This is a genomic window from Plectonema cf. radiosum LEGE 06105 (assembly GCF_015207665.1).
Taxonomy (GTDB): domain Bacteria; phylum Cyanobacteriota; class Cyanobacteriia; order Cyanobacteriales; family Nostocaceae; genus Rivularia; species Rivularia radiosa_A.
In genome coordinates this window covers 1-26,120 of the sequence record NZ_JADEWL010000017.1, presented here as the reverse complement: position 1 = coordinate 26,120, position 26,120 = coordinate 1, and the positions used below count along the sequence as shown (strand labels likewise).

Here is a 26,120-nt window from a genome sequence, read left to right as displayed (position 1 = left end):
TTCCCAGTTGTACCTAGAAGATAAATGAGCATAGTCATTCATCGGTGAAGTTTCTTTGTTCTAACATGAGCCAAGTAAAACTTTATATAGTTATAGTTTTTCTCAACCGGATTGTGTCAGCGCCTCCAATTGTGAAAGCAATTTTTCTATCTGCTTACGTTTTTTCTGATCTGACCAAATACGCGACTTTTTTAGTTTGGTAGTCGCAGCAGTAAAGCGCTCTTTGTAATCGTCAGATTCGGCGTTTGGGGTAGAGCTTGGGGTTTTCTTCTCGCCAATACGTTGTTTGATTTCGCTTAAAGACCAATTTTCTTTAATAGCTTGGTCTAAGAACGCAACGCGCTCTAGGGTATCTTTAATTTGAGCAATAGCTCTAGCTTTGGTGTATTCAAGGGAACCTTTTCTTAATGCCTCCAAAATGTCTTCTGGAAGGTTTAACAAGGGCAGGCGGTTGTTGGCGAATGATTCCCAGGTCATTAGACCCAAGCCGTTAAATACTTCTTCTACAATTTGTAACTCTGGTTTTTCTTGCGAAGATGCTTTGCTATTATCAGTTTCCTCTTTGACAGTAACGTTATTGTCAGAAACTTCTGGTTGGGTTTCTTCCTTGTCAATGACATTATTCTCAGCGTCTAAATTACCATTTTCTTTGACAATAACGTTATTGTCAGATTCATTTGGCTCTACTTCCTGTTCCCCAATAACGTTATTTTCATCATCGTTTTTTTCAGTTTCACCTTTTCCAATAACGTTATTGGAAGTTTTTTCTTGAGAGGATTCTGACTCAATTACATTATTGTCAGCGTCTATTTCATCAGTTTCTTTGTTGACAATAACGTTATTGTCAGATTTAGCAGCTTCTTTACGTGAGTGTTGTAAGCGACGCAGTAAGGGGGGGATTTCTTCAACCGCTCTACTTAATCTGATAGCCAGTAAATGCAAGATGCCTTCTGTTTCTTCTACGGGATTGAGGTCTTCCCGTTGCAGGTTCTCAATTAATGCTAGTTGAAAGGCTGCTTCATTGCTTAATTCGCGGATAACGACGGGTACATCCTTTAGTCCGCATTCTTTGGCAGCACGGTAGCGTCGCTCTCCTGCTACCAATTCGTATCCAGTTCTGGCTCTAGGACGCACCAATAGGGGTTGCAAGATGCCGTGTTGTTTAATGGATTCGGCTAATTCTGAGAGCGCTTTGGGGTCAAAGTAGCGGCGCGGTTGAGTTGGCGCTATATGAATTTGTTTTAATGGTACTTTCTGGGTGGAATCGGCATTATTAGCTGAAACGTTTGTGGTGTCCCAAGGTATTTCAAGTGTACTTTTAAGTGGTTGGCTGCGTTTGCGGTTCATAGTGACTCCATGCTGCTAGCAATAATTTCAAGTATGGCAATAGCTGGATGCTTTGGCTGATATACGGCTAAGGGCATTCGCTCTTCTGATGCATCAACAAAGGTAGTAGAACGAGAAATGGGAGGAAGGATTGGACCTACTCCAGCAAGTTGTTCTTGAATGGCTCCCAAGGTGCGGGTGTCCTGGGAGTTACGAGCATCGTATTTAGTAGGGACAAATCCGCCTATTTCTAAAGAACGGTTGACTCTGGTGCGGACTCTGGCGACGGTTTTAAGGAGTTCGTTGGTGCCTTCAAAGGCTTTGAAGTGGGTTTCTATAGGTACGAGGACGTGAGTCGCTGCGACAAGAGAAACGTAACTTAGCAATCCCAAACTAGGAGGGCAATCTATCAAGATGAAGTCGTATTCTTCTTGGATTGGTTCAATGGCGTATTTAAGGCGAAAGTCGCGCAAATCGGCATTGACTAACTGCATTTCCGCCGTACTAAGGGTGGTGTTAGTGGGCGCTAAGTCCATGCCGTGAATCCCTTCATATATTGGCAAGGGTTGTTCTTCTACTATGGCATCATACATGGATTTCTCCAATTCTCTGGGAACTAAGCCCATGAAAATTGTTAAGGAGCCTTGCGGGTCCATGTCTATGAGCAGGACGTTGTGTTTGCGGAGGGCTAGGTGATAGCCCAGGTTTTGGGTTAGGGTGGTTTTAGCAACACCTCCCGCTTGATTAAAAATAGCGATGATTTTGGTCATAAGTAATTGAGTTGACCTGCCCCGTTACTTTCTAAAGATAACTGGTTATGTGTCAATTATTGCTGTTAATTTATGAAGGAAGCTGTTGTTTTATTAAATAATATTTATTGTTATAGTTAGCACATTGTAGGGGGAAGTGATTCGTTCGTGGTAGAAATTTGAGTTTTTAATTCAAGCGGAAATTTAAGCGGAATTGTCATCAAACATTCTATGCCTTCTGGCTGTAAGTGCATTTCGCCACGCAAGCTAAGCGCAGTAGTTAACGCCTCATACAACAAACGAATACTACATTTTCGCTCATAATCACAACAAATATTAAACCTGAGAACTCATTACTTTACGAGTAAGGCTGACGGCAGATGATAATATTTCAGATGCTTGTCCAATTTCTTCATATGTTGTAAATTTGCCTATTCCAATTCGCAGCGCCCCTTCAATCTTTTCTTGTGATAGAGCTATCACTGTGAGGACATGAGAAGGTGTTTCTACTCCCGATGAACAAGCAGCACCTGTGGAGATGGCTAGCTTAGATCGAACTCTGGCAATAATTGCACTGTTAGGAACATCAGGAATAGAGATATGAAGATTTCCCGATAAACGATTATCGACATCACCGTTGACTACTAAACCAGGAATTTTCTCTAGCAATAAGCTTTGTAGTTTGTCTCGGAGAAGTACAGACTGGTTTTCATCTTCTTCCATTTCTAACAGTCTTAGGCGACAAGCTTCCCCCAATCCGACAATACCAGGAACATTTAGAGTACCTGACCTAAATCCTTTCTGATGTCCACCGCCAAATAAAATAGGATTTAGGTGATATTTTTTTCTTACAACTAACGCCCCGGAACCTTTTGGACCGTAGAGTTTATGTGCAGATATAGCTAAATAAGTAATTCCCCATTCTTCAAATTTTATAGGAATTTTTCCCACAGCTTGAGAAGCATCACACAGAAAAGGAATTTCATACTTTTGAGCAATTTTTCCAACTTCTTTGATGGGATAAATATTACCTATTTCGTTATTAGCTGCCATTACACAGATTAGTGATAGCCCCGATGCACAAACTTTTTCAAGATGCTCTAAGTCTAATTTACCTTTTGAATCAACACGTAAGTTTATGATTTCAGCTAATCCTTTTTTTGCCAATGCATAACAGGTGTCTAAAACTGCTTTATGTTCGACGGGTAAAACTGCAATGCGGTGCTGAGTTTTATTAGTATCTTTATGTATGCTGCCTTGAATTACTAAGTTAATACTCTCAGTCGCACCCGATGTAAAAATGACTTCTCTCGGTGTAGCTCCTATTAATTTAGCGATGTGAATAGATGCTTGAGAAACCGCTGCTTGAGCTTCTTCTCCGTAAACATGATCAATACTGCTAGCATTACCGAATGCTGTTGTCATGTAATAAAGCATTTTCTCAGCCACTCTGGTATCTACCGGAGTGGTTGCATGGTAATCCAAGTAGATTATGTCGCTTTGTTTAATCACTTTGCCTCGACGTAAATTTCTCTACCAAGTTGTCTAAATTCATCATCGAGATAATATAGTGAATTGCGGATTGCTTGGCGCAGTCTTCGAGCAGGTTCCAGACAATCGCGCTGGAAATCATCTAATGTTAACTGTAAATGTGGGTAGAGAATTTTTAGAAAACCTGATGCCGATTTGAGAATTGAATTTTGGTCACGGACTGTTGCATTTTTATCAAATTCAATATGCTGCTGTGCGTAGGACATAAAGCGATTGTCTTGGCGTAGAGAAAGCAATACCTCACCAAAGAAATCCATTTTTAGACCAACTTGATTAGCAGTCATTTCTCTTTGAAACTTAGGAATTTCCCATCCGGGAATAATACTAGCAAAACGGTCTAATAATGCAGTTTCCGCAAAAAACTTAGGTAGATTAGATATTAAATTATCTTCATTGCGGGGTCGTAATTGCTCATCTAACTCTATATTTGCGAGCATTACTAAAGAACAGTCACTAGAAATATCTGCAAAACCAGAACGATTGTAGCGACCACTAGCAAGATAATTTTTTAATGGACCAATAACTTCATCGGGGTTATCAAAGGTTAAACTTTGCACTTCATCCAGCACAACAACATCATGGCGACCTAGTAAACCCACTTCTTTAGTTCTGCCATTAATAAAAAGCTGAGAAGGTGTTACTTTACCACCACTAACCAAAGAAATTCTACTACTAATGTTTTCAAATACAAAACTTTTACCAGTACCTTTAGGAGCTAGTTCCATAATATGGTAATTTGGTTCCACTAATGGTAGCAATCTAGCCAGTATCCACTTTTTAGCTTCATGGTTATAACTAGGATGTTGCGGGTTAAAACCCATTGAGCAAAATAGTAAATTAAGCCATTCTTGTGTATTAAACTTTTCTCTACATTTTGCATAGGCTTGTAAGTCCACTTGAGAACATTGAAAAGGTTCAAAACCCATTACTTCAACCTTACCTTTAGGAAGCATCGTAAGGCTAATTTTTCCCCATATTCCCTGACGCAAAAGCCTTTTGTAGCGTTCTACAATAAGAGTGCTAATACTACAATCAGTTAAACTAAGTACTGGTATTTGTGCTGAAGGTTCGGGAATTTTGTTTCCTTTTGGGTCTAATGTGATTCGTACTTGCATCAGCGCAATCAGTTTTCTCACTTCACTCTGTGTCAAGTCAAAAATGATTTCGTTGCGGTCATCTTTGCGGGGAAATGCTTTTTTAACAAAGCTATTTACTTTTTCTAACTCAGTCGTATTTAACTCCCCCGAACCAGGCACAATTTTATCTAGCAACCATTCACCAACAAAACTTGGTACACCAATAGAACTTAATCCACTCGATGGCAATCTAGTTTTATCAATAACAAGATTACCAAAGACATCGCGGACTAAATCGTTGTTGTAAGCTACTGCTTTATAAGAATTCATCTATATTGAACCCACTAACAAACATTTGATTGATGATAATTTTAGAATTGAAGTCGAGAGTTGCGCTTCCGTTTTCAGCATTAGCGAATAGAAAGGTTAATTCACCGGATAGAAGAAATTGATTGTTTTCAGAACCAGGAAGTAATTCTGGAACTTCAGGAATTATCTGCTTAAATGTTTCTTCCTTATGCGCTGCAATTGTCTTTTCTAAAGGTTTTCCCGAAACAAAATATGGTAATTCCTTAATATACAAGAAAAGGTCTGTAAGCGGTACTGAGTTGGGATTATCAATAGTAATTTTTAGTTCTCCTGATTTTTTAGGTTCGCCTTCACCATGACAGGAGATTAGCACGGGACGGCGTTGGACGGATTTTCGTAGCACAGATACGCCGACAACTACTTCTTCTGGAAACAATCCACCGTGAGAACCGATAATTTTTTTATCTGTAGTGTAGCTTAAAGAACTAAAACTTGCGGAGTTTCTGATCACGCTGATGTCATGGGGAAGACCGTAGCGATCGCCCTCCAAAACCACAAACCGCGAATCATCCGTTTTACCAATAGCCATTCTTCCCTTGAATTCTAATTCCGGAGGACAGTGAGTTATTTTATCTAATATACCCATCATCTGACCGTGGTCGCTGGCAATAACGATTCGCAGTTGCTCGGAGTCGGGGTATTGTTGCAAACAGTAATCAATCTTTTTGGCAATGCCTTCAAGGGCGTGGGGGCGTTCGAGTTGGTAAAGACTTTTCCAGTCCTTTTGCTTGTGATATAGGCTATCAAATATATCAGTATCCCAGCAATATAAATGATGTGTCTTTTTTTTCAATGCATCATAAAGCCGATCAACTTGTCCGTCCGTATAACGTTTACCCGTCCCCATTTTCGGAAAACCTTTGCTAGCATCAGCAACCCAAGAAGAATCGCTGGGCAGAAGTTGAGCGTACAGACTCCATTTGGCGTATTCTGTTAAGGTAGGTAGAATACTAAATCGTGGCTCAATCGCAGTTTCTACAGCAAGTTTGTAATCCTTGGTAAGTAAGGAAATAAGTTCTTGATGGTCTAACCAGCCCAATCCATCGACTACAACCCACAGGACAGGAGTTGATTGACAAAGATTTTGTACTTTTTGTGCAACGTTGTAATTGAGATAGGAATGTTCAACTGAGTCCACCTTCATTACTGGGTAGTGCTTGAGTATCCACTCAACAAAACTATCTGCTAAACGGTCGCTGAATCTTTCGGAGGAGGGGGGTTGGTTAATGACCGTTTCCCAACGACGGAAGGGTAAATAGCTTTCAGTTGACCAGGTAAGCGCTTCTTGAGGACTTGCATCTATTGATAAAGGTTGCGGTTGGGGAGGTGATTGGCGATCGCCTAACTCTATTTTCTGCTGATGGCTGAGATATCCAGCAACTTTGCTTTCCCTAGCTTTGGTAATCCATTTAGGTCGATTGCTTAAGACATTATAAGTAACGTTTGCAATCCGCTCGAAGCCAGATTGTTCGGTAGGAATAAGATTATCAAGAATTTTGCCTTCACTTTGGAATAGCTGCTGCTCCCAAAATTGGTCAAACTCTGGTGTAAGAAATTCGGGAATTGGTGGGGGATATATACCGAGGTCAGTTATTTTCGGTTCAGCTATTCCCAGCCAGCGACGCAGAAGTAATATTTTATCTTCAGTTTGGTAGTATTTTGCTAAATCATGCTTTTGGAAGCGGTTCTGCCAAACTCGTTCTAAAAATCTGCATTGTTGTGGTACTTGAATCGCCAGCCAATCTGCTAAATTTTGAATTGAAGCTTCTCCGAACCATATATTTTTATCGCTGTCAGTAATATCTGCAAGTAGGTATGCTATCGGTTTATCTTGGGGATAAGAATTGAGTCGAGTAGCGAGAATTAATAATTGTTCGCCAGTCCAATATTTCGGTAAAAATTCGGGACTAAACAGCGCTTCTAAGTAATGTCGTGGGTCTTGCTTAATTTCAGCAATTTCCGAAGTTCTGTTCCTTGCCCGCAGCCAAGCCTCCGCCCAATCGCATAACTGTTTACCTTTCACCCAACAGGAGGAAGTGCTGACACCAAACAATTTAATCCACTCTACATCTGTGGTAATGGGGATATAGCCGGAGGGGATATCGTATAACTCAGTGGGATCAAGTACGATATGATGATTTTGATTTAGCTGGCTATTGCTAGTTTGTGGTAAAGGGTCAAATAAGCCTTTATGAGTATCTTTAGCCATTTCAATCCTCCGTTTCTTCTGAGAGATACTGCGCTAATCTTTCGTATAAATCTTGCCGTTGCAAACGCGGAAGCTGCCGAAATAGCACTAAAATTTGATTAGCTTTGTGTTTCTGCTGTTCTTCCATACACCGATGCTTTATATATTCTAAAGATTGAGCTTCTTGGGGATTGAGTAAACTAATATACTGTGATTTTTCTATTTGTATTTCCTTCAGAAGATTGTTTGCTGCTTCAAGTTTTTCGGTGTCATCAAACAATTGATATATACTCGCGGCTTGATTCTCTAAATCTTTTAGCCATTCCTGAGCTTCAGCTTTTTCTTGCTCAAGAATTCTAGCTTTTTCTTGCTCAATTTCTGCATACCAAGACTCAATGCGTTGTTGCAAATTTGGTGTCAAATCTCCAACAACGTTAATAACGTTTTGTAGTTTATTGAACTGAGCTTGACAAGACTGCAAAGTATTTAACTTTCCTGTCTCTACTATTTGCAGTAACTCAATTAATAATATCAGTTCTGACTTAATTGCTTCATACTGTTCTTCCGCTTCCGAATTTAAGTAGCGCGATGACTTTTTCAGTAACTTTTCCTGAAGTTTTTGAGCATCTCTAACCGTTGTTATATGCTCTAGGTTATATTCAATTTCTTGCAGTTCTGAAGTATATGTTTGAATTCTTTCTCGTAAATTATCTTCTAACTTAGAAATTCTCTCTCGAAAACGTTCTACCTCATGTATAGTTGATTGTTGGTTATTAATTGTTTCTAAAACATTGTTACAACTGCTAATATCATTACATTGTTGATAACGTGTTTCCAGATTTTGGATTTGTTCTAAATCATTCTCTAAAAACTGAATTGTAGGCTGTAATTGTTGATATTTCGAGTAATCGGCAGAATCTTTGAATACAAGCTCTAGTTTGGCATATTTGGTACTGATACCAGATAAATCTGCAAGATTATCTACTGACTTTAGGCAATTCATAATATCCGATAAACTCTGTTGATAAGCAGTTATTTTTTCTTGTATCAACTTACTTATCTGCTCAATTTCAGCAGTATATTTTTCTGGTTCATTTAAGCGATTTTTTAAAATTTCAATCTCACTAATCGCTTCTTCACAAAGATAAATAGTGTTGAACTTATTAACAGACTTGTATTTGCAGACATCTTGCATTATTTGCTTGTCTTCAGCCTGCTTTTGTCGTTGCTCTGATTGTTGTTGCAACTCTTGACGCTGCGCTTCTAAATTTTCCAGCGCCCGCTCGATATTAGTTTTGATATCAGCAAAATCTTCGACATCAGCTAGGATTTTTTGACTTGTTTGTAATTGCTCTTGCAATGGCTCACAATCTTCTAATCGTGATAGTTTTTTGTTATGTATTAAAGCAAACTTGTCACTAATAACTGTGCGTCCCTGCGCCTTGAATTCATTCAGTTTTTTCTGATATCCTTCTAAAGAAACCGCGTGTTCTGTAGTTGGTAAGCTAGTATTAATTAATTCCTGGTAAACTTGAAAAGCATCAGCTAACTTGTTTAAAGGCAAGTCACGGATTCGCTGTAATTTTTGTTGAGCGGTTGACAATTCCGAGCGAACTAATTTCTCCGCATCATCTTTATTTTGTATTTTAAGTAGTTCTTGTTTGAGTAGTTCTTGTAATGCACTTATTTTCTGTTTACTAACTTCTTCTGTAAAGCGACGCTCCTGCTTGTTAATTTCTTCAAACAAATCAACAATTTGTTCGTGAGAAGTTACTCCAGCAGAACGTTCTTCCCAAATTCCTATTTTTTGAGATAACTCATTGTAGTACTGGTCTATATTTTGTAGAATTTGCTGAATTTCAATCGCTTCAGGAGTACCATCAGCAATGTTGCGAGCAAGAGTTTCAATTTCAGCACGAGTACTAACATAATCCTGCTGAGTTGAGTAATTATTTAAGCTTTTATTGATAGTTTGAATTCGAGAAAAACATTCGTTAACTTTATTCTGCTCCCTAATTTCTGTTAGTTTCAGTTCTGCGGCTCGAATAGCATTCTCTAAAATCTTAATTAAGTCAGTTAAATGGGGAGATAAACTTGTAATAGGATTTATCTGACCGATAACTCCCTGGATTTCAACTTTGTAAGCATCACAATCTTCCTGCGTTAACAGTAACTCAGAACGTTTACCCGCTGCTTCCACAAATGTAGCGATTTTATTACTGATATTTTGTAAAGCTTGAGTTTGGCGATCGCGTTGTTGTTGTGTTGGCTGAACCGAGATGACATTAGATATAAGACTGATGGCTGGGAGACGTTGCATTAATCTGGGGTAAAGTTGTACCAAAGCTTCTAAAGCTACTTCCCCTGTGATTGCTTCTGCTTCCACAACTGGCTGCAACCAATTTTCAACTTGTTCAACCGCAGTAATTACCTGTTCTTTATTTTTTGTTACTTCAGCAACTTCACCCGAATCTGCTTCGTTGGAATCTAGAAATACTCTAACCGCTTTCAGATACTGCTGTGCTTGGTCGTAATCTACTTGTGATGCAGCAAGAGTAGGCATTTCCAGTTTTTGGCGACGAATCAGTTTAGATTTACTCTTAACAATCCAATCACTAACAAATGTTGCTGGTTTTTGCAGAATATCAGTATCAGGACTTGCCCAACTTTGAAGAGACTGAGCTTTTCTTGAAACTAATTCTCCCTTTCTAGCAGAAAGCTTCTCTTTGCCCTCTAAAGAAACTTCGTTACGATGGTAAGCTAACCAAGCTGCTAGCAAAATTGTAAAATTATATTCGCTATACCCGTAAGGTGGAGTAGATAAAACTTTCCAAATTTTGTCTAAGTTAACAGTCTTTTCTGATAATGTTCCTAAATCAGCCATTTGAGAAATTTCATCCCAAGCGGCGCGAACTTTTTCATTAGTTGGTTCTTGGACTATGTATTTCTGAGAAGTTTTTTTAAGTAAGCCCCAACTGCTAACAAAAATAGTATCAATGACTGTTGTATAAGCTTGATCGGGAAGTGTTTGAGGAGTTAAACTATCCGCAAAAAGTTGCTTAGAAACAAAACCAACAATTTTTGAACCCGTGTTGTGATTAGACCGCATCTTGTCTATTTCAGCGACAGGAGGAACAAAAGTATATAATTCTTGCAAAAGTAAACTGATTACCCGTTGAGGTTTCTTTTGTTCGCTTAACGGAATTTTATCAATACCAGAACAGTGATAAGTACAAGATTTGAATATCCTTCCAAGCTGTGTTCTTACCTGTTCTTCCCAATTTTCGAGAAGTTTTTCATAAGCTACGCCAAATAGCCGTTTTTGGGAAGATTCCTGTTCTTTCAGAGTTTTTATTCTGAGAAGTACGCGGTCTAATTTTCCAGTTTCTTCTGAAGGAATAGCAACAGCAATGCGATTTTTAATCGGCGATTTAGATAAATCATCATCTATCGTGCGGCGAAACTCTTGTAACTCTTCCTGAGTTTCTGCTAACACGTATGCAAAGATTCCCTTTTCATTTGTTGTTCTTAGAGTTTGGTCGCTGTTTAATGCTCTAATTAATGCGTTAATGCTGTATATTTTGCACTCAAATTGCCAATCTACACCGACCAATTTATTATCTTTCACAAACTGTGTAGCAATAATTGTTTCGTCTAAATAAGTCTTAATTGTCCGCTGAGAATAAAATACAACGTCATTTACTGAAGTTTCTTTGTCCTTAATTTTATCTTCAATGTCTTCTTCAATTCCCTTGGGACTAACACCTTCCCAGAAGCGATAAAGTTTAGTTGCTTCTTGATAGTAAATGATGTCTCCCCTACCTACTAAACTATCTAACGCTGACTTTAATTTAAGTTTAGGTAAACCAGTTAAACTCGCTAAAATTTCCTGATGTTCTTCTCGATCTGGTTTAGTTAGCTTTTCGCCACAAGCGTAAAATAAAAATAAGGCTTTGAGAACAGTTAATTCTTCGGTATCTTCAGAACCAGCAACTAAAGTTAAAGCTTTTTTATAAAAAGTATAAACAGATTCTTTAGAAAAATTTTCTATAAATGTATCAACTAATGTAATTGGATAAATAAAGTTGAGCTTTCCTCCTTTTTCTACAAGTTCATCTTGAATAAAATCTTTAACATAACCTTTGATAAACTGAATTGCAGTTCTATCTTGGGTAAAATCAAGATTACACAGAAGATAGGCTGTTAGTGGATGAAGGGGAAAACAACCTTGGGTAAGATGGCGATTAAATTCTTCTAAACTCCAACCTTTTTCTCTATAAATTTTAATTCGTTTTTCAAAAGCAATTCTAGATTCTCCAAGTAAAGTATTGTGCCAACGTTCGCGAAATTCTTTCCAATTAGAATTACTTTCTTTTTGAATCAATAAGTGATATAATACCAACTCTAAACTAGAAGCTGGATTATCATAAGTTTTGTCTTTAGGTGCAAGACGAGTTGCTATTTTCTCATAGCTTTGCATTGCATTAGCAGAAATTCCAATCGCCCTAGAAGGATGGAATTGTGTAAAACTTAAAAGAGCTATTTTACCTTTGTTATTCTCGCAGATATTAGTGATATTTTGTAGTGCAGTTCCACCTGCACCAACTTGGTCAGATGCCCAATCTTGCAAATAATAGTTTAATTCATCAAATAAAATTAAAATCCCTGAAAATATTGCATTTTCTCCCATACAATATCTTTTTATAACATCTTGGAGAATAGCTTCAATATCCACATTAGCGGAAAAATCGGGAGTGAATCCCGTAATGTAATAAGCAAGATTCTTAACAGTGGAGATAGCACCAGGGTTATTTTCTTTAAGTAGACGAATAATACTATTAAGGTCGCCATCTGGGTAATTAATGCTTTTAAGATATTCCTCTGCTTTGACTATATTTTCTTCATCTAAGCCTTCTAAATATCGCAGTGGTTCACTGCACGTATTTTGTGCTAAAGAATCTGTAATACCTTCTGCTTCCAAACCTTTAACAAGTACCTGAAGAAACTGTTTTTTAATATCGCCGCCTCTATCTCCACTCAAACAAATTACCAAATGTTTGTGGCGTTGGCTTTGTTTAAAAAGCTTTAATCCCTCTGCGACTCCTTTATTTTTATTAGCACTCGCCACTTCCACTTGATGCAAAATTCCTTGCACTTCAGTACTGTCGAAAGACTTTTTGAAAAAATTAGCGATCGCCACTGCAAAATGAGACTTACCTTTACCATAATCCTGTATCATTAAGTGGATATTTGGCTCCGAAGAACTATGGTAGCTACGTCGCAATGCATCCAAAATGCCAACAGTTGATAACTCAGGCTTTCTTGAATCGTAATTAAAGATGAATTCTTCACATAAAGCCAAATTCATCTCGGAATTATCCATCATGCCAAAGTTAACGGAACTGGCGATACTTCCCTTTTCATTGATTTCGACAAGTTGGCTGAGGAGCATAATGTTTTAATTAAATAAGCGATTTAAAATTCAGAATTTTATGAGATGTAAATTATCCTGACGAAATACGCTTAATTCGCTCTTCAGACCAGTTTTTTGGTGCTAGCTGATGTGGAAGCACTATCCACAAAAGTTTTTCTAGCTTGCGAGCTTTTTCTAGATTGTTCCAGAATAAAGTGATTTTACTACCAGAATGAACTTGTAAGTAAGTAATTAAACAGTCCAAATTTTCCAGTAAAATAACCTTTTCGTTCACGCCAAAACACATTGACTTAATGGCTTGTAGTTCCCGATCTAAGTCATGGTGAAGAGCGAGAAAGTATTCGCCCTGATTAATCCGTTGTAACAAATTTTCTCGGTAATTGGTTCTTTTGGCATTATTGTATACAGCAGTACGTACAAGTTCATTTTCATCAGGGTTGTCCCAAAGTAGCAGATGAATCTTATCATCAGGTCTAGCATCTCGAAGCTGAATATTAGCGTCAGGAAAAGTTTGCTCAGGCTTCGTTGTCATATGCTTTCTCCAACAGTGCAAGCGGATTGTCCCAACGGGGGATAACTTGAAACGGAGGTACTGTCCGCCGCTGTTCTATAATCCCGTATGCTTCTAAAGCATTTAATTGTTCCTGTAGCGCTTCTGCTTTCACTCCCAACACGGGAGCAAGTCCCATTGTTTCGTTTAAGATAGATTCGGTAAGAACTGACCCTTCGTCTTTAAAGTCGCGTTCCCACAACTTTGCAAGGAAATATCCCACCAGGTAAGCATTGGGCAAGCTAGGATATCCAGCAATGTATTTATCTTCTTCTACAGTGAGAAATTTACAAGATGCAAGAGCATGAGATTCCGTGTATGCTCGCAAAATAAATTTGATTCTACTAGCAATAATTTTACTTTCTTCTTCAAATACTAATTCAGTGTGATGTATAAATTCTTCGGCAGTAAATTGTTTATACCGTGGCAAAAATACGTAAACAAAGTAAGACCAAACGCCGCAATCAGCAGGACTTTCCGGTAATTTTTGTATCCCTTTATCTCCAAAACTAAGATAAAAGTGTATCAGCCAATCTGTAATATTAGACTCCAAATCAGTGTCTAATCTCCAGATGATTTCCCCTTCTGGACTTAGACGATTGTTCTGTACTAAACCTGCACGGATTGCCCAACTTTTTATCCGTCCTATTTTTGCATTGCCTAAACTTGTTCTTACTATTAAATTCTCTACAGTATCTTTTAAGCCCTTTTCTTCAGTAGCAGCTTGAAGAATTCTTCTAATTTCTTCTTTTTTTAGAGGAAAATTGCCATTAAAATGTAATTGTAAATTAGCCATAAACTGATCTCTCCTTAATAATTAATTAGTTAATCATGCAGTCTGATATAACCAGCCTGTCATAAACCCCTGTGTAGCAGCTAAAGATAATAGAGGAAGAACTGTATTTCTGTAGGCAGAATTAAGAATTTTAAAATCGAGCAAGTTATTTTTATCTGATATTTTTAAATCAGTTAAATATGATTCAATATATTTATTCCATTGTCTTTCAGAAAGATGCTCAGAAGAAATAGTCAAACCAATATGCTGAAGCTCAACAAATTTAATAAAATACTTATCTACTGATGGAATATTATTCGATTTGCTAGAATTAACTGACGGAATTGTCGGAATTAAATTCCAAAGTTGGTCGTGAGCAACAAAAGACCAAGGCAAATAATGATCAAGAGATAAATTATCTGTAGTTAAAACTAAGTTAGAGTAAATACAGTTAACCTCAGTATGTTCTAAAACAAGCTTCCAGAATTTTGTTTGATTGGTTAGTGATTCTCTTTCTTGTGGGGGAAATAGTTTATTCGCAACAGCAGGGACACTTGGATTACATTTTTGCATATAATAAAGCCATTCCCAAGATACCCATCCTCTAACAATTGAATAGTTTTCCGCAATATATTCTACCCAATCTTGATGTAAAATAATTGCTGTACAATCGTTTAATTTCTGAGAATCAAAACAATAAATAGGCTTTGTTGCTTCAAATTTATCATGGGCGAGATTTATAATACTCTGGTTAACTTTAGCATCTAATAATCCTTTAGTTTCTTGGCTGAAAAATGAACGAATGAGACGAAAAGGAACATATTTACTGAGAAAAGTCACAATATCATTAATATTTTGAGCTTTAATTGTTTTTCGTAAGAGTTTTTTATCGGAATCACGAAATTTTAAGATTGGCTCAGTTATCTCTAAGTCAAGAGAATCTAATTTATATGCAATTTTATCTAGTGTTCCAAAAGACAGTTTAAAGTAATTATGAGGATACCAAGCATTTGCCAGCATCTCTACAATAATTTCTTCAAAACTAATAGGCGATAAAGTATCAAATTTTCTTCTTTTAAGAATGTCTAACAGTGACAAAAAAAACAAATATTTATAAGAATTAGTAGTGTTATTAAAAATTTGAGATAATACCGAAACATTAACCCGTTCTGACTGCGGTAGCTTTTGAATTAAAGTTCCTTGGGAAGTATTTGTTAAATTACCTAAATATGCTTGCACAAAATCTGTAGCAGCAGATGTATTGATGTGCTGTAAGGTTTGAACAATCTCCACCACTGTTTCAGCTGTGGGATCTGTGTGTTCGTGAAACCAACGAAAAACAATCGGACGCTCAACACCCAATTCCTTAGCCAGTAAACTTTGGCTGATGTTGTGAAACTCTAATACTTGTCTCAATGCTTGACCTGCTTTTCCCATAGTTTCAATTATCACAGAGCAGGTAGCATTTTAACATCTTTATTAATTTATATGTTAACCTTCCTTAATGACATTGTTATCATATATGATAACAAAAATATTTTTGATAGGAAGTAAATAACAAAATAATGCGGCAACCATTCCATTGCATAGTTTGTGGTAAAAAGGTGGAACCCGGTTTAGCTCATCCAGCCTGTAGTCGTACTTGCGGTGATGCAAAATGTCAGGCTATTTATTACAAACAGTGTTATACCCAAATTGATCGATATCGTCAAAGAAATCGAATTAAACAACTACAGTTACAGGGCGTTGACATGGTGACTTGTGCTGTATGCAATCAGCAATTTGAGATGATTCATTACAATCATTTAAAAACTCACGGCTTGACTGTCAAAGAATACAAAAAACTCTATCCTGATTTGCCTACTCTAAATTCTCGAATGAAGCAGACAAGAGCGCAAGGAGCATTAACGCAGTCGCATTATTTAAACTATGTAGGAAAAGAGCCAGATAAAGAATTATATGAGTTTTTAACAGGGTCTTTACTTGGAGATGGCTCTCTTGAAAAAAACTCGAAAAAACTTAATGCACGCTACACTGAAGGTGCTGGTAATCAAAAATACTTAGAATGGAAGCATAAATTTCTGAGCCAATATTTTTCCTGTTCTTTTAATGAATACTTATCTTTACCTCATCCAAAAACAGGTAAACGATATCAAGGCTGGTCGCTAAAAACTACAGTTCATCCTATTTTGACTAAGCTTCATTCGCAGTGGTACGACTGTAAAAAGATTATTCCTAAAAACTTAATATCAGTATATTTAACTGAATTTGCTTTGATAACTTGGTTTTGTGATGATGGATGTTCTACTCAAAGAATCACATTATATACTTTGGGTTTTTCTAAAGATGAAGTAAAATTTTTAGCTGCTTTGCTCAAAAATCGTTTTAATCTTCAAGGTAGTATTATTAAAAATAAAAATAATCAGTACTATATTACTCTCAATGCTGCTTCAAGAAGAAACTTTAGAAAAATTGCTTCTAAATTTCAAATTCCTGGAATGGAATACAAACTTAATTTTTAAGCATACAGTTTTCTCTAATTTATACCTAAAGATAAATGGTGAGAATACAGTTAATAAGCAAATATACGATTACTCAAAATTGGTGAGGGTAATAGTATCCGTGGAATCAAAATTTCTGAAAAATTTTTCAAGCGGTTTAAATTGCATATTTTTGCCAGTTAATTTTATCTGTTGGGTATTGTCTGGCGTACAATCATTCCTTGTCTGGTATACAATCATTCCTTATCTGGCGTACAATCGTTCCTTGTCTGGTATACAATCATTCCTTGTCTGGCGTACAATCGTTCCTTGTCTGGTATACAATCGTTCCTTGTCTGGTCTTGGTTAACCACTCCTATCCGGCTCGAAGATTACCTCTTTAATAAATCGCGTTAGCTTACGCTACACTACGTGTACGGCTTGCCGTGCGCTCCGACATACGCGCAAAATTTCCTCAACTACGCCATCAATTTGAGCTTCACTTTGATTTTCAAACCACACCAAAGAGTGGGTTTCTTGACCATCCGGGCGCGTCACTGTGATTTTACGTGCCTCAAATCCTTCTTCAGTCCTTGTTTGAGCATCTTTTTGCAAAACTTCAATATTTTTGAAGCGTCGAGCAATATCGGAAAGTTTTATTTCAAAATTTGTTACATCTTCATCCGTCCATGACTCAGCAGGTTTATCAGCAATAATCATCACCAGTGCTTCTAACCATTCGGAATCTGTCGCAGTTTTATCCGTCGCCGCCATAACGAAACTCTTGAGACGACGTTCTAAAACTTGACCGCTCAAATAACTAGCCCTTACCCGCAAATCTTCCCGGAGTTTTTCTTCACTGCTGCGTACAGCAAAAGCATTGTAAAGAAGAGATTGACATTCTGCGAGCAAGCGGTCATAAGCAGTTTGAATCTCGTGTAACGCTGAAACGAGCTTTTTTCGCAGGGTTTTTGCTATGGTGCTATCGTCCTCTTCCACTGTACGAGAAGCCGATGGAGGTGCTTCTGCATTCGCAACAATAGGAGATAATCCGCAGGCTTTGGGTAAAGAAGTAAACAGCAATTCGTCGGGTTCCTGCTCCTGCTGTAAGGTTTTCAACACAGAAGAAGCTTCACTACCCAAACGATCAGTTTTTAAAGTGTAATTGGGTAGTTTTTTGACAAATTGAAATAACGGCTTCACTACCATTAGTAGAGTAGAGTTTCGCAACAATAATGGAGCAATAGCATTTTTTTTGCGTAAAATTGATTCGAGTTCTTTAAAGACTTGAGAACGTAAACCTACTACTTCAAAATATTTAACTGCAAATCGGGAAGGGTCTTTTAATAATAATTCAAAATGTTCGCCGCCCAAAACTGGTATAAAAGTACCATCTTTGTAAACGCCTATATCATCAATGTGGTATAAAATTACTGCTGCGAACAGCACCGGAATTACTCCACTTTTAACACCAAATGGAGGCGCTTCTAGAAGTTGATACAGTTTATCTAAACTTTGTGGTTTCTCTTTAGCTTGCAAACAAAAATCATCGATTGCCTGCCAAACTGACGCTACACCCGAACTTTCTATTGCTGGATAAAATCCCCACTCTTCATTTTCTGATCTGTGAATACCAGACTCACTCAGTACCGAATAATACATACTGACTTCGGGACCATATCCCTGCAAGCCCAGTTTTTCTTCAGAAAGATGTTCCAGCATCGCTTCGAGAAGTTCTCGTCTTGCTTTAGCACCTTGGCTAGTTAATTCCCGCCGGTTAATTAGCTCATTCCAAAGTATTAAACTTTTGTTGTAAACTTCATCGCAGACATCCGACAGTTTGGCATTAAAATTTGTAATGTGGCTGATAGTTTCTTGTTTGCCCCAAACCCAGCAAGGATTTTGATTTTCCTTGACATCAAAAGCTTGTCCAAGAGTTTCATCAAATAATTGTTCGGCTTGCACCAGACGATAGCGTACTTCCTGCCTTGCTACACCATCATTCTGTAATTCGGGGGCTAAGGTTTGAATTTTCTTTAAAGCAGCAAATTCCCGCGCCCGAATTCGTAATATATCTAACTTAGCAGCAGATAACAAAATTAATGGTTTGCCATCAGCCGTATATGGCGGTACATTTTTAGGTTGCGCTTCATCTACCCAATAACCGACTAAACCATCGCAATCGCTCTTAGAACAATTTATTTTTGTTAAATCCTCTAAACCATCAAGATAGCGCCGTTCAAAATAACGTGTTGTACCCGTTTTGTAGCTATGACGCTGGGCAACAATTGGGGTAAGGGGACGGATGCTTGAAACAAGATTTAGTAACGGCGATAGCGAAGCGCTGCTGCAAGCAGATCGCTCTTGCTCTATGTAATTTGCTAGTTCAATATCAACGTTAAAATCGGAACCTTGCCAAATTCGTAATTCATCTAATTGCCTACGGTAAGTAATTATACCTTTTTGTAGTAAATCATCGATTACCATACCCCAATGACTTTTGGTATTATCCGACGGAATATTACATAAAGAAAGCGTTACCAAAGTCCGGGTTGCCCGCATCGCACCTGTGGTAGTCACAAGGTTCAAAATTCCAATAACCTTCAAAACTCGCAGACTATCAAGCTCTAAATGTTTGGCATCAGTAATCAAATGTTGAATTTCTACCCAGCGCTGAAGATTTGGTCGAGAAGCCAAACCATAACCAACTGCTTCGATAAAATAATCATAGATTCTATCTAACTTCAAAGTTGGTAAAACATCCACCCCAACTGTAGCTTCGGCAAGAAAATTTTTAAAAGAATAGGGTTCGGTAGAAGTTAAGAAAGTAAATAGCGAACGGTCATTTTGGGCATAACGAGTGCATAACATTGGTAACACTAACGCCGTGATGGGATGTAACGGATAACTATCTTTTAGTACTGTCAGTGTATAATCATTTCTAATCCCTTCCGGTAAACTCTCAAACCATTCTGTCGCTTGGTTATGAATACCGCATTCGAGCTTGTCTGCGGCTTCACGGTCAATTACTTGACCGATTAACCGCATCATTTGTGCGGGAGAATCTTGAAACGGAATATCTTCAAATCTGCCTTGAATTTTTGCCCATTCGTTACGTTGTACGGAAGCTAATCTTTCACCATAATCAGCAAAGCTAGCGTGTAAGATACCTACGATATAAACTTGATAATTTTTCTTTTTGGGCAGTTCAGCTAGTTGCTGTAGTAAATATAAATCTTCAGCACCTTGGTTGTGGACAGCAAATTCTAAGTTCTTTCCTAATTCATCAATAATTAATAAAATACTTGTCGAAGCAGCTTCAGCAATTTCTTTAACTAACTTAGGAATTTCTCTACTATCTACTGTCTCTCCACTTGCAACCTGCGCGTCTAAGTCTGCTAATTTCTGCGCTATTTCTAATTTATTAAACTTTCGAGGCGACCAAAAATCTTCTGCTCCTCGAAACAGCGCCCGTACAATTGTATTACTTAACGGTTCTCGTCCTGCTGTGGCGACGGCTCGAAATAATCCTAATGACGGTATATTTTCTTGAAAAGCTAAATATACGTTCGCTTCAGCACTAAATGTCTGTGCAGCAATATTATCAGCCATTTTACGCATATCGCTGTTTTCTGGAGCGCACAGCGATGTTAAAAAAAGAGCGAACGCGGATTTGCCAGTACCATATACGCTAGTTAAAGTCCATGCACGGTGGTCAGAAACACCAGTTAATCCAGATAAAATGCGTCTTGCGGCATCTACTGACCTTTCAGTAAGAATATATCCTTTTAAGGCATCAATTTTGTCTAAATCTCGTTCAATGTTGATGGAACGAAAGTAGCGGCGAACTATTCCAAAATATTCAGATAAAGCTTTATTCATCAAGAGTCCCCATCAACCCACGAGCTTTGTAGTACTTGTTTAAGATATCAAGAGATGCTTCAGATGGCTCCTCAGTATAAAAAAATTGAACCAAGCCAGCAGAATCGGAAAGTAAAATTGAATTGCGATTCCTTGCAACTTGTTCGATAGCATCACATACAGCAGTTTCCGAAAGTTTGAAAACCATTCCAGGACTGCCAATATCATAAACAAGACGCGAAACTGAAATAGTTCTTTGTTCCCGCCCAACCAAAGCAGCATATTCCAAACAAGCTGCAACAATAATTTCTGCTGGTAAGTTATTTTTGGCACCAATGCGGAAAGTATAGTGTCTGGAATCACCTGCTGTATGCATAATTCCCAATTCAGCAAAGGGACAGTTTAAACTGTCCTCACTCACACCTCCTTTTGGTACGGCTTGTTCTACATACATTCGCAAAATGCAGTTAACATCTTTTTTTACAGATGAGTCAACAATACGAGGTGCAATAGTATCTCTGTAGTCATACACAGCATTTAACAACTCTTGCTGGGAAAACTCTGTTTGTCGAAAAAGGTTGAAAGTAAAATACCAAGCAGTCGCATTACAAGTTGGCTTGAGCAAGTTCCAATGTAGAAGCCATAGCGTTGCAGGGTCTTCCAGAAATGGGTCCCAACCATCGTTCCCTAACAAACTCGACCCAAATTCAGAAGGACTATCCTCAAACAATACTTTAAATGCATTACACCAGTAGCGAATCGAACCCACCATGTTCTTCCCTACACCTAGCCGCACGGGTGCATCTTCGCGCACAAATATTTCTGGATTTTCTTCCACAGCATCAAAACCCTTTTTGATCCAAGACCAACGGGGATGAAATGTTTCATGGCGGGCAAATACAGGCTTGACGTTTACAACTTCCGTATTTATACCATTCTTACTTGGGCTGATAAGATTCCCCATAAATTTATGTTTTATTAGTTAACAAATCGTAGAGCAATTATTGATTAAAATCCTAATTATTACGGGAAAATTGTGATTTCCACAAAATATAACAGCAATGAAGGCTGACAGCACTTCTTTATCAATGAGCGCAATGGCTTCGAGCAATAACAACTTTAACATAGTTAATAACATCCGCAATACTACGGAATCAGGTCTATCTCCGAAACTTGAATTGGCTGATATTGCTCAAGCTTGCAAACGCTCTCCAATAGGCAAGCTGCTACCTGATGCTTTTTACATTCATATTTCAGCACTGCATAGCCTTGAAGAATTGCTACAACAATACGAAAGTCACGCTAGAAGTGCCGTTTCCAAAATAAATAATGTAACAATCGTAAAATTTAACATCAGCAAACCAAAGATATCTTACCTGTTCTATCCTGACTTTGAAACTGACCCCCATCCAGCATTAAAAGCAAGTATCCAAGTTGACTTAAAAACCCTAGAAGTCTCCTACCGAGAATATAACACCTCGAATAATCCTCCCATCCTCCACCGCAAAGAAACTTTTGTTACACCCGATTATCCACTTTATCAACAGTTCGCCACGCTCACTCGCGCTCAAGAAGCTTTGGGTTTACTAGATAATTCCAGAAGTATCGGAACCCGTCGGGGATGGGAAAAACGTTTACAAGCTCATGCCGTGCAATTGCAAGGGCATAACATAGTTCCGCGCCAAATAGCTACCATTAACGGCAAATCTTTATCCCCTCAAATAAACCGTCACAAAGCAGCAATTGTTCGTAATGACTTTTCCCGTCCTGTACGCGCAGCTTTAGAAGCAGGCTTATTTACACCAGGTACAACTTTTTTTGACTATGGTTGCGGACATGGCGGTGATGTCATGCGAATTGCACAACAAGGATGTACCAGTCGTGGATGGGACCCGTTCTATGCACCGGATACTCGGCGCGAGCCTGCTGATATTGTTAATCTGGGCTATATAATTAACGTTATCGAAAACCCCGCCGAACGCCGAGAAGCATTAGTAAGTGCTTGGGAACTAACTCGAAAAGTTTTACTTGTTGCTGCTCAAGTAACATTAGCCGATACCAATAAAGGTACAATCGCCTACGGTGATGGTGTAGTTACAACCCGCAACACATTTCAGAAATATTACGAACAAGAAGAGTTAAAAATTTACATTGACCAAGTTCTTGGTGTAGATGCCATTCCTGTAGGCTTGGGTATTTACTTTATTTTTCGAGATGAAGCCGAAGCGCAATTATTTCGAGCTTCTCGCTTCCGTTCTCGCGCCACTACCCCCAGAATCAAGGTTCAAGTTAAGCGGTTTGAAGACTATCAGGAATTACTTGCACCCCTAATGTCTTTTGTTACCGAACGGGGACGATTGCCAAGTAAAGATGAATTACCCCAAGAAGAAAAAATATGCGTAGAATTCGGAACGTTAAAACGTGCCTATAACTTAGTTTTACAAGCCACAGACCCGGAAGAATGGGAAGCAATAGCACAAAAGCGCCGTCAAGATTTGATGGTTTATTTTGCCCTTTGCCAATTTAGCCGCCGTCCTAAACTTGCTCAACTAGCACCCCAAGTTCAAGAGGATATAAAAGCTTTATTTGGCACTTACAAACAAGCTTGGATTCAAGCTGACGAAATGTTACATAGTTTGGGCGATTTAGAAAATATATACGAACGCTGCCAAAATAGCCCGGTGGGTAAAAAGCTACCAAAATCTTTGTTAATTCATGTCTCGGCGTTACAAAACCTCGACCCATTGCTAAGGCTTTACGAAGGTTGTGCTAGCCGCACAATTGGCAGGATGGAACAAGCGAATGTCATTAAAATTCATACTAAAAAACCAAAAATATCTTATTTATTTTACTCCGACTTTGATAATGACCCCCATCCCGCGCTACACACAACTATGGCGATTGACTTACGGAATTTACACGTTACCTATCAAGATTTTGATATTAATGACCCCCCAATCCTACATAACAAAGATGCTTTAGTGACCCCAGATTATCCACTTTATGAAAAATTTGCCAAACTAACTCGCCAAGAAGAAGACTGGGGATTATTAGATGATTGGCGCAGTATCAGCCATCTTTCTGACTGGCTTAGATATTTGGCAGACCATTGCGCGACACTCAAAGGACATAAGTTGTATTGGCGCAAAGATGCTGACCCTTACAAACTTAAGGCACTACGTGCTGCGGTCAAGACTCGTCAAGCTAAAAGGCATGATACTGACAATCTTCTGCATTCCAAAAATTAGCTAAAACCCATAATTTACTATGAAAAATGCTTCCTTTAAATTTGACCCAACAACAACACCTTGGGAATTTGGATATTGGACTAAAGGATGGAACGAGCCAGATTATGGAAAGCATCAGCATTGGGAAGGGTCGGCAGACTTGGAACCTTGGAGCATTAATAGAGCTTTAGACCGAGCAATAGAACTTGGTTTTTTGGATGCATCCGATAGAGAAATGGTTCGTTTGGCTTGCTTAAATGAAGGCGAGTACTTCTTTGGTTCTGATGAAACTTCTGGTTGGATGATTGGAGCAAATGATTTTTTCAATGGTTTACCTAGATACCAAAACGAACCAATTTGGATGATTATTCAATTAACTTTTGAAACAGAAGTTTTTTTCCCTATTCTTAACAGGTATGACTTTTGGGAACTGAAAGAAGAAAATAGAATTATCAAAAGTAAACTAACATTGCCAGAAACTTTAAATATTGTTTTACCTTCAGGAGAAGAAAATCCAAAATATCTAGATGTATTCTTGAAATGCCTGTACGCAGTATCGGGAGAAACTTCTTATACTTGCTTATCAAAATTAAACCAATGGGTACAAATTTGTAGGAAAGATATCGATAACGATAACTTTGATGAGGAAGATTTAGATGAAAAAGATTTTGAGGAGGAAATGCCTTATGGCTAAGAATAATAAGATTGCGATAAACTTCCGATTTCAAGAAGTTACTTACGATTTTTTAGACAAAGGAATCCTGCACGTCAATCAATTGCTGTTGACGTTAAATAAACTGAGCAACGTAAATTTACAAATTAACTAGAAAATTCACTCAACCACCCATAAAAGCTTGGTATCATTTGCTCCAATTTACGTAACTCACTTTCAGCAACTTCCTCCAACAGCAGCACCGCGCACCAACGCCGCTCGCAAGTCCAACGGCATATAGTGGCTTTTACCGCTTCCACACCCCCGACAATCGCTTCTCGAAGCATAGTCAGGCTGGTTTGAATTGGAGTGCTGTCCCCATCATTGGGTTCCAAATCCTCACCGACTTCATATATAGGAGAGGAATTATCGCTTTTATCAAAATTCACCCCATTATTTGCGGTAGTATCCACCCCTCCCAATGGGGAATTCCCTATACCATTAGGGGGGGGGGTGGATACCGGGTCAGGAGGAGGCGCAACCCCGTACTGGGCTTCTATTCCAGCCTGATATCGCCGCTGGGATTCCGCATCTTGACGCGCTCGTTCTTCTTTCTGTTTACGTTTGTTTTCCCGATGCTCAATTACCGAGAGCGCAAACTCCAATTTCCCAGCATCTAAAAAGTGATATTTAACTTGTTTACCCCTTGGACCAATTTTTTTATTAACCAGCTTTAATCCCAACTGTCTAACCAGCAAATCCAACAACCATATTGGTTCGCAATTTTCTGGAACGGTAAACCCAAGGATGTCATTTATATGTTGCCCAATTTGTTCGGCAAGTTTGGTCATCCGTAATAATTCTGGGTCTTTGGCAGTAATTCTTTCTCCATTTATTAAACGTTTGAGAATTTTATCTAGCCCCAGGAAGAACCGAGCCTGCCATTTTGCAGAATAATTACCCCAATCCATACACAACGGGTAATAATCGCGTTCGGCACGGTCTTTGTCAGTCACAATTAAAGGTGGTGCCGGGTGTTGTCTTCCCGTTACTTCATCAGTAATTACACCATCTGTTTCTGCTAAAATTGCCTCCAAATTAATGATTGACTTGATTAACGTGCCTTTATCATCTTTTGCTACCAACTCCTCAGTGATTTCCATGCCGTAAGCATCTTTGATGCGGAATTTCTCGCACTCCAACATTTCTTCGGGGCTGAGGTAATCCTTGCTTCTGTAGCTGCGGTATTCCTTAACAGAAATGTCCCTGGCTTTGACGACACCCGTGTTATATGCAACATTTAACGCAGCTGCGGCATCTTTTAGGCGTTCTGCGGTTTCTTTATCATCCTCCGCCCCCATTGGGATAATTTGATTGCCCATTTCCGTCAACAACTCGCGTAAATCAGTCCGCAGGTTGTTCATCGATTGGTTGCGCTTGGCTTCTATTTGACAATACGCATCCAACGCCCAATCTTTTTCAGCACCACGCTTACCCGTTTCCCGGTCAATTCGGATCAAAAACGCGGTCAATTCATTGGTTTGCAGCAACCGCTCTTTGATTTTATTAGCATTAGTATCTTTGTACCCAAAAGGAGGTCTGGGAGCGACCCAAACATGAAAGGGAACTTTGGGACGATAACGGTAAAGTTGTTGGGCGCATTCGGTAGCAGTTTGAGAAGTCCCGTGAAATGCCCCGTAAACGGCATCAAAATGATAATTAGGAATGTCAACCCCCGTACCCAGGCTAGGAGACGCTAAAAGGGCATCTACGTCCTTTACAGCGTTAGTTATGTCCTTGATGAAGGCAACATTTTCTTTACTCCCAGAATTATCCGAGTGAATTGACCAGATACGTAGAGGAGTGGGGGAGGTTTTGGGGC

Annotated in this window: 16 protein-coding genes; 4 read left to right on the top strand and 12 right to left on the bottom strand. The window is 38.6% G+C overall.

The genetic code is table 11. The features are described 5' to 3' along the window. Window positions 1–102: 102 nt before the first annotated feature. The 9 genes from IQ247_RS07960 to IQ247_RS33340 form a co-directional block, all read right to left on the bottom strand. Window positions 103–1,347, bottom strand: coding sequence for a ParB/RepB/Spo0J family partition protein (locus IQ247_RS07960; protein WP_193918774.1), 1,245 nt, complete (start codon window positions 1,345–1,347; stop codon window positions 103–105). After that, on the bottom strand, window positions 1,344–2,096 hold the full coding sequence (locus tag IQ247_RS07955) for a ParA family protein (protein WP_193918773.1): 753 nt from the start codon (window positions 2,094–2,096) through the stop codon (window positions 1,344–1,346). The genes IQ247_RS07960 and IQ247_RS07955 overlap by 4 nt, the downstream gene beginning before the upstream one ends. A gap of 315 nt (window positions 2,097–2,411) precedes the next feature. Further along, the gene (locus tag IQ247_RS07950; protein ID WP_322745457.1) at window positions 2,412–3,587 is read right to left on the bottom strand and encodes a cysteine desulfurase family protein; all 1,176 of its coding nucleotides are present in this window, start codon (window positions 3,585–3,587) and stop codon (window positions 2,412–2,414) included. Then, window positions 3,584–5,032 (bottom strand): BREX system Lon protease-like protein BrxL, encoded by a 1,449-nt coding sequence (brxL, locus tag IQ247_RS07945; protein WP_193918772.1) that lies wholly within the window; start codon window positions 5,030–5,032, stop codon window positions 3,584–3,586. The genes IQ247_RS07950 and brxL overlap by 4 nt, the downstream gene beginning before the upstream one ends. Continuing rightward, window positions 5,019–7,280 (bottom strand): PglZ domain-containing protein, encoded by a 2,262-nt coding sequence (locus IQ247_RS07940; protein ID WP_228059561.1) that lies wholly within the window; start codon window positions 7,278–7,280, stop codon window positions 5,019–5,021. The genes brxL and IQ247_RS07940 overlap by 14 nt, the downstream gene beginning before the upstream one ends. 1 nt (window position 7,281) lies before the next feature. Further along, window positions 7,282–12,711, bottom strand: a complete 5,430-nt coding sequence (locus IQ247_RS07935) for a sbcc family protein (protein ID WP_193918771.1) — start codon at window positions 12,709–12,711, stop codon at window positions 7,282–7,284. 52 nt (window positions 12,712–12,763) lie between these two features. Continuing rightward, window positions 12,764–13,225 carry a hypothetical protein gene (locus tag IQ247_RS07930; RefSeq protein WP_193918770.1) on the bottom strand — a complete coding sequence of 154 codons (462 nt, stop codon included), beginning with the start codon at window positions 13,223–13,225 and terminating at the stop codon, window positions 12,764–12,766. Next, on the bottom strand, window positions 13,209–14,039 hold the full coding sequence (locus tag IQ247_RS07925) for a hypothetical protein (RefSeq protein ID WP_193918769.1): 831 nt from the start codon (window positions 14,037–14,039) through the stop codon (window positions 13,209–13,211). Before IQ247_RS07925 ends, IQ247_RS07930 begins: the two co-directional genes overlap by 17 nt. 33 nt (window positions 14,040–14,072) lie before the next feature. Next, window positions 14,073–15,455 (bottom strand): HNH endonuclease domain-containing protein, encoded by a 1,383-nt coding sequence (locus IQ247_RS33340; protein ID WP_193918871.1) that lies wholly within the window; start codon window positions 15,453–15,455, stop codon window positions 14,073–14,075. Window positions 15,456–15,583: 128 nt separating this feature from the next. On the opposite strand from IQ247_RS33340, the gene IQ247_RS07915 reads away from it, so the two are divergent. Then, window positions 15,584–16,540: a DNA endonuclease gene (locus IQ247_RS07915; protein WP_193918768.1), complete on the top strand. Its 957-nt coding sequence runs from the start codon at window positions 15,584–15,586 to the stop codon at window positions 16,538–16,540. A gap of 381 nt (window positions 16,541–16,921) precedes the next feature. On the opposite strand, the gene IQ247_RS07910 is transcribed toward IQ247_RS07915, so the two are convergent. Together IQ247_RS07910 and IQ247_RS07905 are read right to left on the bottom strand one after the other, a co-directional pair. Then, on the bottom strand, window positions 16,922–20,380 hold the full coding sequence (locus tag IQ247_RS07910; protein ID WP_228059560.1) for a hypothetical protein: 3,459 nt from the start codon (window positions 20,378–20,380) through the stop codon (window positions 16,922–16,924). Further along, window positions 20,373–21,323 (bottom strand): DUF4007 family protein, encoded by a 951-nt coding sequence (locus IQ247_RS07905; protein ID WP_193918767.1) that lies wholly within the window; start codon window positions 21,321–21,323, stop codon window positions 20,373–20,375. The genes IQ247_RS07910 and IQ247_RS07905 overlap by 8 nt, the downstream gene beginning before the upstream one ends. 97 nt (window positions 21,324–21,420) lie before the next feature. Here IQ247_RS07905 and IQ247_RS07900 point away from each other — a divergent pair, with 97 nt between their 5' ends. From IQ247_RS07900 to IQ247_RS07890, 3 genes are read left to right on the top strand one after another with little or no spacing between them, the layout of a single operon-like run. Beyond that, window positions 21,421–23,607, top strand: a complete 2,187-nt coding sequence (locus tag IQ247_RS07900; RefSeq protein WP_228059559.1) for a DNA phosphorothioation-associated putative methyltransferase — start codon at window positions 21,421–21,423, stop codon at window positions 23,605–23,607. 19 nt (window positions 23,608–23,626) lie between these two features. Then, window positions 23,627–24,280: a hypothetical protein gene (locus IQ247_RS07895; RefSeq protein WP_193918766.1), complete on the top strand. Its 654-nt coding sequence runs from the start codon at window positions 23,627–23,629 to the stop codon at window positions 24,278–24,280. Beyond that, window positions 24,273–24,413 carry a hypothetical protein gene (locus IQ247_RS07890; RefSeq protein WP_193918764.1) on the top strand — a complete coding sequence of 47 codons (141 nt, stop codon included), beginning with the start codon at window positions 24,273–24,275 and terminating at the stop codon, window positions 24,411–24,413. Before IQ247_RS07895 ends, IQ247_RS07890 begins: the two co-directional genes overlap by 8 nt. On the opposite strand, the gene IQ247_RS07885 is transcribed toward IQ247_RS07890, so the two are convergent. Beyond that, a partial coding sequence (locus tag IQ247_RS07885) for a hypothetical protein (RefSeq protein WP_228059558.1) occupies window positions 24,406–26,120 on the bottom strand: 1,715 nt, incomplete at its 5' end. The two genes, IQ247_RS07890 and IQ247_RS07885, sit on opposite strands and share 8 nt — an antisense overlap.

What these genes read in the sequence shown, in the direction of transcription:
- IQ247_RS07960 (WP_193918774.1), bottom strand. Translation starts at nt 1,347, where the DNA reads ATGAACCGCAAACGCAGCCAACCACTTAAAAGTACACTTGAAATACCT.
- IQ247_RS07955 (WP_193918773.1), bottom strand. Translation starts at nt 2,096, where the DNA reads ATGACCAAAATCATCGCTATTTTTAATCAAGCGGGAGGTGTTGCTAAA.
- brxL (WP_193918772.1), bottom strand. Translation starts at nt 5,032, where the DNA reads ATGAATTCTTATAAAGCAGTAGCTTACAACAACGATTTAGTCCGCGAT.
- IQ247_RS07940 (WP_228059561.1), bottom strand. Translation starts at nt 7,280, where the DNA reads ATGGCTAAAGATACTCATAAAGGCTTATTTGACCCTTTACCACAAACT.
- IQ247_RS07935 (WP_193918771.1), bottom strand. Translation starts at nt 12,711, where the DNA reads ATGCTCCTCAGCCAACTTGTCGAAATCAATGAAAAGGGAAGTATCGCC.
- IQ247_RS07930 (WP_193918770.1), bottom strand. Translation starts at nt 13,225, where the DNA reads ATGACAACGAAGCCTGAGCAAACTTTTCCTGACGCTAATATTCAGCTT.
- IQ247_RS07925 (WP_193918769.1), bottom strand. Translation starts at nt 14,039, where the DNA reads ATGGCTAATTTACAATTACATTTTAATGGCAATTTTCCTCTAAAAAAA.
- IQ247_RS33340 (WP_193918871.1), bottom strand. Translation starts at nt 15,455, where the DNA reads ATGGGAAAAGCAGGTCAAGCATTGAGACAAGTATTAGAGTTTCACAAC.
- IQ247_RS07915 (WP_193918768.1), top strand. Translation starts at nt 15,584, where the DNA reads ATGCGGCAACCATTCCATTGCATAGTTTGTGGTAAAAAGGTGGAACCC.
- IQ247_RS07910 (WP_228059560.1), bottom strand. Translation starts at nt 20,380, where the DNA reads ATGAATAAAGCTTTATCTGAATATTTTGGAATAGTTCGCCGCTACTTT.
- IQ247_RS07905 (WP_193918767.1), bottom strand. Translation starts at nt 21,323, where the DNA reads ATGGGGAATCTTATCAGCCCAAGTAAGAATGGTATAAATACGGAAGTT.
- IQ247_RS07900 (WP_228059559.1), top strand. Translation starts at nt 21,421, where the DNA reads ATGAAGGCTGACAGCACTTCTTTATCAATGAGCGCAATGGCTTCGAGC.
- IQ247_RS07895 (WP_193918766.1), top strand. Translation starts at nt 23,627, where the DNA reads ATGAAAAATGCTTCCTTTAAATTTGACCCAACAACAACACCTTGGGAA.
- IQ247_RS07890 (WP_193918764.1), top strand. Translation starts at nt 24,273, where the DNA reads ATGGCTAAGAATAATAAGATTGCGATAAACTTCCGATTTCAAGAAGTT.